The sequence below is a fragment of the Streptomyces sp. NBC_01016 genome (assembly GCF_026341035.1).
Lineage (GTDB): Bacteria > Actinomycetota > Actinomycetes > Streptomycetales > Streptomycetaceae > Streptomyces.
The window spans coordinates 3,060,366-3,072,496 of record NZ_JAPEOQ010000002.1; the positions used below are offsets into that span (position 1 = coordinate 3,060,366).

A 12,131-nucleotide genomic window follows, 5' to 3' on the forward strand; every position below is an offset into this window, starting at 1 on the left:
GCGCCCGGGCGGTAGCTGCCCGGGCGGCCCCCGGCGTCACACATCGAGGACCAGACGGTCCCCCTGGCAGCGCGATACGCAGATCATCATGACGTCGCCCGCGGCCCGCTCCTCCTCGCTCAGGAGCTGGTCGCGGTGGTCGGGGGTGCCGCCGAGCACCGGTGTCTCGCACGTCCCGCACACACCCTCCCGGCACGAGGTGAGCGTGCGCACGCCGGCCTGCGTCAGGGCGTCGACGATGGACTGCCCGGCGCCCACCTCGATCTCCTGCCCGTCGGCGGTCTCCACCGTGAACGGCCGGTCGCCGTCCCGTGCGTAGCCCTCCGGTGCCGCGGCGAACCGTTCGAGTGTGAGGCGGGACGTCGGGTGCGCGTCGGCGTACCCCTGCACCGAAGCGAGCAGCCCGGCCGGGCCACACGCGTACACATGGGCGTGCGCCGCGCCCATGCCGTCGAGCTCCGCGGCGAGGTCCGCGACGCCCGAGACATCATCGCGGTGCAGGCGCACCCGGTCGCCGTACCGGGTGAGTTCCTCGGTGAACGCCATGCTCTCCGCGCTGCGCCCCAGATAAAGCAACTGCCAATCGGAACCCGCCCGTTCAGCCGCCGCGAGCATCGGCAGGATCGGCGTGATGCCGATGCCGCCTGCGACGAACACCAGCCGTGGTGTGCCCAGGTCCAGCGCGAAGGTGTTGCGGGGCGCGCTCACCAGCAGGGTGTCGCCCGCCTCGACCCGATCGTGCAGATACGCCGAACCGCCCCGGCCATCGGGCTCCCGCAGCACGGCGATCCGCCAGCCGGCCTCCTCCGTCCCCGAGGACAGTGAGTACTGACGGACCAGGTCCCGGGACAGGACCACGTCGATGTGCGCTCCGGGCGTCCACGCCGGAAGCGACCCGCCCTCACGCGCGGCCAGCACCAAGGAGCGCACCCCCGCGGCCTCGGAGCGCGTCTCCTTCACGGTCACGGTCAGGTGCTCCTGCGTAGGCATGCTTCCTCCATGTCGTCCTCCGAGTCGCGTCAGCCGCAAACTCGCCTGAGCCGCATCGTCAAAAACCCGGCCGCACGCGGCAACAGCGGTTCTCAGCAGGTGATAACGCCCGTGTCCCGGGCACGGCCCGCCGGTCTACGGTGCCTGCGACCACCGAGCCGCATCAGGAGGCCAGATGTCCGCCCCGGCCGACACCCCCGTCGCACACCTCGCCGACGACCCCTACGACGACGCCCACCTCACCGACCCGTACCCGCTCTTCACGCGGATGCGCGACGCGGGGCCCGCGGTGTGGCTCGAGCGCTACGGGGTGCATGCCTTCACGCGGTTCGCGGAGTGCCGGGAGATTCTCACCGACCACGACACGTTCCTCTCGGGCGCCGGGGTCGGGCCGCGCAACTACCACCAGGAACCCCCGTGGAAGCCGGCCGGCATCCTGGACTCCGACCCGCCGACGCACACGCCGCTGCGTACCGCCATGTCCGGGGTCATCTCCCCGCGCAACGTGCGTGCGCTGCGCCCCGCGTTCCGTGCCTATGCCGAGCAACTCGTCGACGAACTCCTCGACAAGCGGGAGTTCGACGCGGTGACCGAGATGGCGGAGCTGTTCCCCATCGAGGTCTTCGGCAACGCCGTGGGCATCCCCCGCGAGGGCCGCGCCGAGAACCTGCTTCCGCACGGAGCCATGAACTTCTCCGCCTTCGGCCCCGAAGACGCCCGCTACGCCGAGTACTTCGCCGCCGGCGAGCACACCGTCGACTGGGTCATGGAGAACTGCGCCCGCGAGAACCTGACGCCCGAAGGCCTCGGCGCGAGGATCTGGGAGTACGCCGACCAGGGCATGATCACCGGCGACGAGGCGACCCGCCTGGTGCGCGCGCTGCTTTCGGCGGGGCTCGACACCACCGTGCTCACCCTCGGCAACACCATGAAGTGCCTGTCCGCCAACCCCGGCCAGTGGGAACTGCTGCACGCCGACCCGAAGTTGACCCGGTTCGCCGTGGACGAGGCGCTGCGCCACGAGTCACCGTTCCAGTCCTTCTTCCGCACCACCGCGCGCGACGTCGACTTCCACGGTGTCCGCATCCCCGAGGACACCAAGGTCGCCCTGTTCACCGGAGCCGCCAACCGTGACCCGCGTCGCTTCGGCGAGGACGCCGACGCCTACCGGATCGAGCGGGACGCCTCCGGGCACCTGGCGTTCGGCTTCGGCATCCATCAGTGCGTGGGCCAGCCCATCTCGCGCCTGGAGGCGGAGGTCCTGATCGGCGAACTGGCCCGCCGGGTGCGGACGGTGGAGCCTGCCGGTGATCCGGTGCCGTTCCTGCACAACACGCTGCGTGGCTGGAAGCGCCTGCCGGTGCGCATCACTCCGGCGTGAGGGCGCCCGCCCCGCGCTCCAGGATCTCCGCGAGGCGCGCGCCCGCCGCCCTCAGTTGGGCGCGGGCCTGACGTCGCCAGGTCGGCCCGCACCGCGGTTCGGGCCCGGCCACGGTCAGCGCGCACACCACCTCGCCCATCGCGGTCACCGGCACCGCGACGGCGACCGCGCCCTCGTTCAGCTCCCCCTGCGAGATCAGGAAGCCGCTCGCCCGGATTCCCTCCATCTCCCGTGCCAGTCGGGCCCGATCGGGCGTACGGTCCGTGATCGTACGCATCGGCCTGCCAAGCACTCGGTCGATCACAGGGGGCGGCGCGTGGGCCAGCAGGATGCGCTGCCCCGCCCCCGCGTACAGCGGCAGCAGCTGGTTGATCCGGAACGCCATTCGCATCTCGTGCGGTGACTGGGTCTGGCGCAGACACATCGCCTGCGACCCGACCCGTACGGTCAGCACGGCCGTCTCACCCGTCCCGTCCGTCAGCTCCTGCAGCAACGGGTGCCCGAGCTCCACGAGCCGGGTGTGCGTCAGATGCTGCCCCGACAGTTCCAGCAGCCGCCAGCCGGGTGCGTACGTACCCGAACGCTCCTCCACCAGGTCCAACTCCCGCAGCGTGCGCAGATATCGGTACACCGTGCTCACCGGTATCCCCGCGTCGGCCGCGATCTGCTCGACGCGGGTCTCCCCGGACTCGGCGACGCTCATGAGCACCTTCAGCCCACGCTGGAACGACACACCCGCACCGGACGCCGCGGGGCGCGCGGCCGGCGTCGTCGCGTCGGAATCGTGCGGAACAGCCCTGGTCAACAGCCTTCTCTCCTCGGACCGGTGTGCCGGTCGGTGGACCCGGTCGGCGGCGTCGCCAGCGTAGATCAGGCAGCCCGTTCGAACCAGGCTCCGTCCATATCGACCCTAGCGACGCTAGACAAGCGAGCGGCAGCAGCACTAGCGTTGGCCCATCATCTAGCGGCGCTAGATTCCGATGGGGGTCTGCGCCGGCCGCTGCCTCGTCCCAGACCGAACGTCAAGGAGAGGAACCATGTCACTGAAGCGCGTCAATACCATCCTGACCACCGTCATCACGCTGTTCGTTCTCTACCTCGGGCTGTCCTTCATGCTGGCCCCCGAGACGTCCACTCCAGGCGTCGGCCTGCCGACCTGGCCCTCCGGCGACGGCGGCGGTTTCCTCGTCATGAAGGGGCTCCGCGAATTCGCGATGGGCCTGGTCATAGGCGTCCTGCTGCTGACGGGCCACCGCCGCGCCCTCGGCTGGGTCCTGCTGATGGAGGCCGTCGCCCCGTTCGGCGACATGATCAACGTCCTGACCCACCAAGGCTCCGTGGCCGCCGCGTTCGGCATCCACGGCCTGACCGCGGCATTCATCGCGGTCACCGGTCTGCTGATCCTGCGCGAGACCCGCAAGACCCACAACGCCCCCACCTCGGTGCCCGCCGCGGCGGGGTAGGTGTCAGGAGACGGGCGCGGACGCGGTCGGCTCCGTGGACGTGGGCCGGGAAGAAGGGGTCGTGCCGTTGCGGGCGATGCCGATGCCGGTGTAGCCGCAGATCACCGCGAACACCGCGCCCAGGTAGCAGAGGAAGGCGTAGGGCGCGTACGAGATCGTCGCCACGCCCAGCGTCGTCGACATGTACATCGCGGCCTCGCTCCAGGGGATCAGCGGGACCATGACCGTGCCGGAGTCCTCCAGGGTGCGGGAGAGGTTCTTGGGGGCGAGGCCCTTGTCGGCGTAGACCTGCTTGAAGCCCTCGCCGGGGATGAGGATCGTCAGGTACGAAGTGCCGGTGGCCAGCGCGACACCGATCGACGACCCCACCGTCGCCAGGACGATGCCTCCGGTGCGCCGGACGCGCTGCAGCAGGCGCGTGATCAGCACGTCCATGAAGCCCGCCTCGGTGATGATGCCGGCGAACGCGAAGCCGGCGAGACCGATGAGGACGACGCTCGTCATGGAGGAGAGTCCACCGCGGTCGAGGAGGGTCCGGGCCGTCTCCGGGATGGCCTGCGCGTCCCACCCGTGCGCGGCGAGCATGTCGGAGTTGAAGCCCTCGGACGCGGCGGTGCTCAGCTCGGACAGGGAGAAGCCCTGCACCACGCCGCCCAGGACCGCGGCCACCACCGACGACAGAATGATCGTCGGCAGCGGCGGCTTGCGCAGCACCGCTCCCACCAGGACCACGAGAGGCGGCAGCAGGAGCAGCGGACTGAAGGTGAACGCCTTGTCCAGGAAGCCGAGAAGCTCCTCCGTCTGCTTGCCCGTGCCCTGCGACGCATGCGTGTCCATGCTCAGGCCGAGGAAGAAGTAGGCGATCAGCGACACGACCGCGGCGGGCACCGTGGTGTACAGGAGGTGGCGGATGTGCTCGAAGAGGTTGGCGCCCGCGACGACCGGGGCCAGGTTGGTCGTGTCCGACAGCGGTGACATCTTGTCGCCGAAGTAGGCACCCGCGACGATCGCACCGGCCGTCATGGGCAGCGAGGCACCAAGACCGCCCGCCACGCTGATGAGCGCGACGCCGACCGTGCCGACCGAGCCCCACGACGTTCCCGTGAGCGTGGAGACGACCACGGTGACCAGGAACGACACGGGAAGTATCCAGTGGGGTTCGATCACTTGGAGCCCGTAGTCCACGACCATGGGGATCGTTCCGCTGATCATCCAGGTGCCGGTGAGCATGCCGATCGAGATCAGGATCAACAGCGCGGGCATGGTCGAGTCGATCTTACGGCGGATGCCGATGAGCATCTGCTCCCAGCTCAGGCCGAACCACAGCGCGTACACCCCGGCGAAGCTCGAGGCGACGATGAGCAGGATCACGGGATCGAGGCCGAGCCAGACCGTGCCGACCACCAGCAGCGCGATCATCACGGCGATCGGGGCGAGGGCCTGGAGGAAGGTGGGGGTCCGGCGCGGCGCCGCGACCGGAGCGGTTTCGGGCATGGTTCGCTCTTTCCGGGGTGGTTGAGGACAGGTCGGGCCGGGCCGCCGGGCATGCCCGGCGGCCGGAGACCTGCTCCGATGTCTGGGGGTGTGGGGTGTGGGTTGGTCGTGTTCGGGGTGCGGAGCTCTTACGGGGTGGGCTCCGGCGGCGCGCTCTGGTGGGCCAACGGCTCGGGGTGGCGCAGCAGTTGGGCCACTAGGTCCGTGGGCAGCGCGGGTGCGTGGTGGCCCCGGATGCCGGTCACCGGGTGCGCGGCGAACAGGGAGCCGAGGACGGCCTCCTCCGTCGCCTCGGCGACGGCCCGGAACATCAGGTCCATCAGGGGGCCGTCCTCCGCCAGGGCCGAGGAGGTGCGGACGGGCCCGGACGGTACGTGGGGTGTGCGGTTCGTCGTGGACCAGGCCAGGGCGTACTCGCCGCTGCCGTGCTGGATGATGCCGCCGGTGCGGGCCAGACCGACCGAGGCGCGCTTGGCGATGCGCCGCAGCTGGCGGGCGTCCGCCGGGGCGTCCGTGGCGACGAGGACGACACAGGATCCGGCGCCACGGGCGAACTCGGCCTGCTCCGCCGCCTGTTCAGGTGTGAGGTGGCGGCCGACCGGGGCGCCGAGCACCGTCAGGTCCGCCGCCCGCCCGAAGTTGGCGAGGACGAGGACGCCCACGGTGAAGCGGCTGCCGTCACCGCCGTCACCGGTGTCCACGAGTCGCGAACTGGAACCGATGCCGGCCTTCCACCCGAAGGACACCATGCCGGTGCCCGCCCCGACGGCCCCTTCCATGACGGGCCCTTCTGACGCCGAGGCCAGCGCGTCGAGGACATGACGCGGGCGGACGAGAAGCCCGCGGATGTCGTTGAGCCAGCCGTCGTTGCACTCCAGGACCACGGGGTTGACGGTGCCCGTGGAGACACCGATCTCCGGGTGGTCGCGCAGCGCGTGCCGGGTCAGGCCCTCGAAGGCGGCCCCGACGCCGAGCGTGTTCGTCAGCGCCAACGGCGTTTCCAGCACGCCGAGTTCGACGACCTGGCTGAGTCCCGCGGCCTTGCCGAACCCGTTGACGACGTCCAGGCCGGCAGCCGGCTTGTGGCGGAACACGGAGCCGGTGGCGGGGACGACGACGGTCACGCCCGTCCGCGCCGGCTGCGCCTCGTCGTCGTGGTGGAGGGTGAGGTGCCCCACGCGGACACCTCGTACGTCGGTCAGGGAGTTCGAGGGGCCGGGCGGCAGCGTGCCCGGCGCGATCCCCAGGGCGCGGGGACTGGGCCGGGGTGTCACGTCGCCTCCGCTCGGCCGGCGCGGCGGCGCGCGGGCGTGGCCCCCTCGCCGTGGTCCGCGTGCCGCGTGTCCGACTGCAGGGAGTGCAGCAACTCGGTCTCCACCAGGGAGAGATGGGCCTCCATCAGGCTCGCGGCGAGCTCGGCGTCGCCGTCCGCGACCGCCTCGGCCATCGCCTCGTGGTCGGTCAGCGAGGCCTCCGTGTGGGCGGGCCGCGACACGAGCCCGCTGCGCAGCACGATCACCTGCTGCTGCACCAGCCACACCTGCTCGGCGATACGGGGGCTGTGCGCGGCCTCCATCAGCAAACGGTGGAAGTCGAGGTCAAGGTTGTACGGGAGTTTGCGCCCCGTCTCGCGCGCCGTGCGGGAGCGCACGCACACCTTGCGCAGGCGGGCCACCTCCTTGGGCTGCCTGCGGAGCGCGGCCAGGCGTGCCGCCCGGCATTCGAGCGCCGAGCGCAGCTCGAAGAGTGCCGCTACGTCCTCGGGGCCCGCCGTCAGGACGGCGGCGCCCTTGTTGGGCACGTGCACCAGCAGCCCGTCGCTCACCAGCTGGCCGATGGCCTCGCGCAGCGGGCTGCGGCTGATGCCCAGATCGCGGGCGATCTCCACCTCGTTCAGGCGTGAGCCGGACGGCAGCACACCGGTGAGGATCTGCTCGCGCAGCATCTCGACCACCTGTCCCGCCAGACGACGGTGGATCAGTCCGGTCACGGGAACCTCCGAAGGACAAAGAGCGCGTGGTGTCGACAGCGGGTGGCGTTGATCTGCCGAAACACGCTGTCGAAGTGTCGACAGACGTCAGTGGACAGCCGTTCCGAACCCCGTGTCAAGGCTTCTCCGGAACCGTCTTTCATGGCGGACAACTGTCGACACTTGCTGCTGAAACTGGTAACTGTCGACACTTGAAAAGCTGTGCGGGCCTCCAGCCGGGGGCCCGCACCACCGACCGTCGAAGGACACTCATGACTGCCGTAGCCCCCAGCACGTCCACGCCCGAGTCACCGGTTTCACGGCCGGAGTGGCCCGTGCTCGCCGAGGTGTGGCGCGGTGACTTCCTCGAGTCCGTGCACCACGGCTCCGTCGTGGTGCTCGACGCGGACGGCGCCGCCGTACTGGCGGCCGGCCCCGTCGACAGCCCCATGTACCCCCGGTCGTCCAACAAGCCGCTCCAGGCCGTCGGCATGCTCCGTGCGGGCCTCGACCTCGACGGCGAACTCCTCGCCCTTGCCTGTGCCAGCCACTCGGGCGAGGCCTTCCACCTCGACGGGGTGCGCCGGATCCTCGCGGGAACGGGACTGACCGAGGACGCCCTGCGGTGCACCGAGGCCCTGCCCATCGGCGTCGACGCGCAGCCCGCGCACCTCGCCGCGGGTCTCGGCCCCAGCCGGATCACGATGAACTGCTCGGGCAAGCACGCGGCGATGCTCGCCACCTGCGTGGCGGCGGGGTGGACCGTCGACGACTACCTCGACCCCGGCCACCCCCTGCAGTTCGCCCTGCGCGACACGTTGGAGGACCTCGCGGGGGAGAAGTCGACCGCGGTCGGCGTCGACGGCTGCGGCGCCCCGCTGTTCGCGCTCACCCTCACCGGCCTGGCGCGCGCCTTCGCGAAGATAGCGGCCGCGGCCGACGGCACCCACGAGAAGCGGGTGGCGAAGGCGATGAACACGCACCCCGAGTACGTGGGCGGCACCGGCCGCGACGTCACCACCCTCATGGCGGCGCTCCCCGGCGTCGTAGCCAAGGACGGGGCGGAAGGCGTCTACGCCCTCGCCCGCCCGGACGGCTCAGCCGTCGCCCTCAAGATCGCGGACGGCGCGCAGCGGCCCCGCCCCGTGGTGATGACCGCCGCGCTGCGCCACCTCGGAGTGGACGTCGACTCCGATCCCCGGCTGGCGGCGCTGACCGAGGCACCTGTCCTCGGGCACGGTGAACCCGTCGGGGCGGTGCGTCCGTCGGCGGCGCTCGGGACCGCCCCGCAGTAGGCGCTCGGGACCGTTCCCCAATAGGCGCCAGGGACCGCTCCGCAATAAGCGTGAACCGCCTGGCCAGGTGCCCCGTAGAGCCCGGTGTGCGCGGATCACCATCCGCGGGGTGATGTGGAGACGAGAGAAGGGGGCCCATGTCGCGTATTCACATTCCGGTGGATGACCTCGCCGACACCATGGACGCGCTGCGGGACATCCGCGAACGCATCGCGAAGACCGCGAAGTTGGGCAACGTCGGTTCGGACGACGACGTGGGCGACTCCGGCCTGACCGGAGCCGTCAACGGCTTCGACGCGGCATGGACGGCCGGACACGAGCGGGTCCAGGACAACGTGGACACGTTCAAGGAAGCCGCGCAGGGCATCGTCGACAACTTCACCGACACCGACAACGACGCTACGAAGGCACTGGATGACACCGCTTGAGACGCAGGACGGGGACGGGGGAGGGCGGCCGGGGCTGCTGCCTGTGGGTGAGCGGCCGGAGGGCGCCCCTGCGCGCTACACCCTGAAGTACCCGTCCAGTTGGTCGCACCTCGACCTCGACCCGAACATCCGGGACGTGGCGATCCGGCGCCGTATCGAGGAGCAGGCGAAGGGCATCGAGGTCGACCGCGAGCTGGTGGACAGCCTGATCCGGGACACCCGCAAGAGCGCCCGCGAGGCCTATACCCAAGGCGCCCTGCAGGTCGGCTACATGCTCGGGTTCCTCCGGGACGGCAGCACGCTGAACGCCACGGCGATGGTGCTGCGGGCCCGGATCCCCGACGGCGAGACCACCGAGTTGACGGAGATGATGCTCGCCGCGGGCATGCGCAACAGCCGTACCTCGGTCGGCCGGCACTCCGAACTGAACCGTGTCGAGATCATGGAGCTGCCCGAGGTGGGCAGCGTGGGGCGGATGACCTCGATCGAGGACTTCGACTACTTCGGGCAGGCCACGGTCCGCACGGCCGTGCACCAGGTCGTGATCCCCGTGCCGTCGAGCCGGGAGCTGATGATCCTCGCCGGCACGACGCCCAACATCAGCCTGGCGGCAAAGTTCTTCGAGGTCTTCGACGCCATCGCCGAGACCTTCCGGTTCCACGACTCGGAGGAACCCGAGGACTCGGAGGAACCCGAGGAAGCCGAAGCCGCCGACACCGAGAACGGGAAGTGAGGTTCCGCCATGGCACGGCCACCGCTGGCCGACTGGGAATCGGTGTTCGGCTTCTCGGACGACCCGACACCCGGCGACCCCGAGATCCTCGAAAAGCTCGCCGCGGAGTACCGGTCCATCTCCCACGACGCCCAGTCCGCCCACTCCGTCGTCGCCCGCCTGGACTCCGACGAGCTCGGTGAGGGCAAGTCCATGGAGAAGCTGCGGACCCAACTCGGCGAACTGCCCAAGCAGGTGGGCAAACTCCACTCGTCCTACGAGGCGGCCGCCGACGCGGTCGCCACGTACGCCGAGCAGCTCAAGGAGTCACAGCACCAGGCGGACCGGGCGCTGGACAAGGGCCGCGACGCGAAGGAACGGCTCGACTCGGCCACCGACGTGGCGGCCGCGGCGAGCGCCCATGTGAAGCGCCTCGACAGCGCGGAGGCCCCGCCGCCCGACGACCAGGAGGCCCGCAGCAGCGCCCGGCGCGCGCTGGCCGACGCGCGGGAGGCGGAGGGTGACGCCGCGCGGTCCGTCGAGTCGGCGGAGGCGGACCTGGAAGCCGCCCGGATGCTGGCCGTGGACGCGCAGGAGCTGCGCACGTCCGACGCGGGCGTCGCCAAGCGCGCGCTGGAGGACGCCGAGGGCGAGGCGGTCGAGGGCAAGAGTTTCTGGGACCGGATCGGCGATCTCCTGAACACGATCTTCTCCGTCATCGGGACCGTCCTCGGTGTCATCGCCATGTTCATCAGCGGCCCGATCGGCGTCGCGCTCGCGATCGGCTCGGTCGTCTTCGGGACGGCCTCGCTTGGCCTGACGATCGGGAAGGGATTCGACACCGGGAAGTGGGACATCCCGAGTCTCGTCCTGGGAACGGTGGGGCTCGCCGCGGGCGGGATCTCCATCCTCAAGGGATTCACGGGCGTCGGCAGCCTGGGGAAGGCGACGGTCGGATTCGGGGACTGGATCAAGAACCTCTTCACGTGGAAGCCCACAGCGGTCTTTGTGAACGCGCCGCAGATCGAGCTGGACGTCCTCGCGGGGGCGGCCAGGGTCATCGGCACCGAGACCAGGCTCGCGGCCCCCGCGCCCGCGATCGGTGTCCTGGAAGGCATCCTGGACGGCCTCGGTCTCGCCACCGGGATCGGCGGCCTCATCTGGGGTCTCGGTCTTTCGCCACGGGTACAGGGGGGAGTCGTGCAGACGTGAGGGCGTGCCAGTCGGCCCTGGCGCCGATGGCTGTGCGCCAGCGGCGCAGTTCCTTGGGCGGCATGCCGATGGCCAGGACCCCGGTCAGGGTCGTGCCGCTGCGGTAGGCGACGAGGAAGCGGCCCTCCGACAGGGCCCCTTCCACGACGCGCGCCTCGTCGTGCCCCCGGAGGTGGCCGTACGCCTGGATCTTGAGCCCGTGCTGATCGGACCAGAAGTAGGGGATCGGCGCGAACGGCTTGGGCTGCTCCGGGCGGAGCAGGTTGCGGGCGGCGGCCATGCCCTGTTCGGCGGCGTTGGTGCGGTGCTCGATGCGCATGCTCGTGCCGAACAGCGGGTTGTGCCAGCGGGCGACGTCCCCGGCCGCGTACACGCCGGGGGCGGCGGCCGTGTACTGGTCGCACACCACACCGTCCTCCAGGCGCAGTCCGCTGTCGGCGAGCCATTCGGTGTTGGGTTCGGAGCCGATGGCCACGAGGACGTCGTCGGCCGGAACCAGGGTTCCGTCCGACAGCCGTACCGCGGTGACGCGGGCCGCTTCGGTCACGAACTCGTCGACCTTGGTGCCCGTACGCAGGTCCACGCCGTGCTCACGGTGCACCTGCGCCAGGTGGGCGCCCACGTCGTGGCCGACCGCGTGGGCGAGGGGGAGCGGGGCGGGCTCGACGAGGGTGACCCGCGCGCCCAACGCCCGTGCAGATGAGGCCACTTCGGCGCCCAGGAACCCGGCTCCCACCACGACCAGGCGCCGCCCCGCGGCCAGCCGGTCCCGCAGGGCGACGGCATCCTCCAGGTCGCGCAGCACGTGCACGCCGGGCAGTCCGCACTGGGGCAGCTTCCGCGGACGTACGCCGGTGGCGATGACCAGGCCGTCGTAGGGGAGTTCGGTGCCGTCGGACAGGGTGACCGTGCGGGTCCCGGTGGACAGCGCGGCGGCCGAGGTGCCCAGCCGCAGGTCCAGGTCGAGCGCGGCCAGGTCGGCGGCGGGCCGCAGCGTCGCCCGCTCGGCGTCCCAGTCGCCGGAGAGGATCTGCTTGGACAACGGCGGCCGGTCGTAGGGCGGGTGGAGCTCGCGTCCGACGAGGTGGATCGAGCCGTCGTAGCCTTCGCGGCGCAGGGTTTCGGCGGCGGCGAGGCCGGCCGCCGAGGCTCCCGCGATCACGATCCGGCGCAGTGGGCGACCGGTT

Annotated in this window: 12 protein-coding genes; 6 read left to right on the forward strand and 6 right to left on the reverse strand. The window is 71.0% G+C overall.

Annotated elements, in window-relative coordinates:
* Positions 1-36: 36 nt before the first annotated feature.
* Entirely contained in the window at positions 37-990 is a 954-nt protein-coding gene (locus OG746_RS40690; RefSeq protein WP_266723912.1) for a PDR/VanB family oxidoreductase, read from the reverse strand.
* Between the two features lie 175 nt (positions 991-1,165).
* On the opposite strand from OG746_RS40690, the gene OG746_RS40695 reads away from it, so the two are divergent.
* A complete protein-coding gene (locus tag OG746_RS40695; RefSeq protein ID WP_266723914.1) occupies positions 1,166-2,371 on the forward strand; it encodes a cytochrome P450 in 1,206 nt (401 codons plus the stop codon).
* On the opposite strand, the gene OG746_RS40700 is transcribed toward OG746_RS40695, so the two are convergent.
* Positions 2,358-3,176 (reverse strand): IclR family transcriptional regulator, encoded by an 819-nt coding sequence (locus OG746_RS40700; RefSeq protein WP_266723916.1) that lies wholly within the window; start codon positions 3,174-3,176, stop codon positions 2,358-2,360. The genes OG746_RS40695 and OG746_RS40700 overlap by 14 nt on opposite strands.
* 232 nt (positions 3,177-3,408) lie before the next feature.
* Between OG746_RS40700 and OG746_RS40705 the strand changes: the two genes are divergently transcribed.
* The gene (locus tag OG746_RS40705; protein WP_266723918.1) at positions 3,409-3,834 is read left to right on the forward strand and encodes a DUF4267 domain-containing protein; all 426 of its coding nucleotides are present in this window, start codon (positions 3,409-3,411) and stop codon (positions 3,832-3,834) included.
* A 3-nt stretch (positions 3,835-3,837) separates the two neighbouring features.
* Here the strand turns inward: OG746_RS40705 and nhaC are convergent, their stop codons facing one another.
* The 3 genes from nhaC to OG746_RS40720 all read right to left on the reverse strand — a co-directional run bounded on the left by nhaC (position 3,838) and on the right by OG746_RS40720 (position 7,318).
* Positions 3,838-5,328, reverse strand: coding sequence for a Na+/H+ antiporter NhaC (gene nhaC, locus OG746_RS40710; RefSeq protein ID WP_266723920.1), 1,491 nt, complete (start codon positions 5,326-5,328; stop codon positions 3,838-3,840).
* A 128-nt stretch (positions 5,329-5,456) separates the two neighbouring features.
* On the reverse strand, positions 5,457-6,602 hold the full coding sequence (locus OG746_RS40715; RefSeq protein ID WP_266723922.1) for a DmpA family aminopeptidase: 1,146 nt from the start codon (positions 6,600-6,602) through the stop codon (positions 5,457-5,459).
* A complete protein-coding gene (locus tag OG746_RS40720; RefSeq protein WP_266723924.1) occupies positions 6,599-7,318 on the reverse strand; it encodes a GntR family transcriptional regulator in 720 nt (239 codons plus the stop codon). Before OG746_RS40720 ends, OG746_RS40715 begins: the two co-directional genes overlap by 4 nt.
* Positions 7,319-7,569: 251 nt before the next feature.
* Here OG746_RS40720 and OG746_RS40725 point away from each other — a divergent pair, with 251 nt between their 5' ends.
* The 4 genes from OG746_RS40725 (at position 7,570) to OG746_RS40740 (ending at position 10,944) form a co-directional block, all read left to right on the forward strand.
* Entirely contained in the window at positions 7,570-8,592 is a 1,023-nt protein-coding gene (locus OG746_RS40725) for an asparaginase (protein ID WP_266723926.1), read from the forward strand.
* 137 nt (positions 8,593-8,729) lie between these two features.
* Positions 8,730-9,020: a hypothetical protein gene (locus OG746_RS40730; RefSeq protein WP_266723928.1), complete on the forward strand. Its 291-nt coding sequence runs from the start codon at positions 8,730-8,732 to the stop codon at positions 9,018-9,020.
* The gene (locus OG746_RS40735; RefSeq protein WP_266723929.1) at positions 9,007-9,753 is read left to right on the forward strand and encodes a hypothetical protein; all 747 of its coding nucleotides are present in this window, start codon (positions 9,007-9,009) and stop codon (positions 9,751-9,753) included. The genes OG746_RS40730 and OG746_RS40735 overlap by 14 nt, the downstream gene beginning before the upstream one ends.
* 9 nt (positions 9,754-9,762) lie before the next feature.
* A complete protein-coding gene (locus OG746_RS40740; RefSeq protein WP_266723931.1) occupies positions 9,763-10,944 on the forward strand; it encodes a hypothetical protein in 1,182 nt (393 codons plus the stop codon).
* Here OG746_RS40740 and OG746_RS40745 read toward each other — a convergent pair.
* Positions 10,889-12,118 (reverse strand): NAD(P)/FAD-dependent oxidoreductase, encoded by a 1,230-nt coding sequence (locus OG746_RS40745; protein ID WP_266725722.1) that lies wholly within the window; start codon positions 12,116-12,118, stop codon positions 10,889-10,891. The genes OG746_RS40740 and OG746_RS40745 overlap by 56 nt on opposite strands.
* Positions 12,119-12,131: the final 13 nt, after the last annotated feature.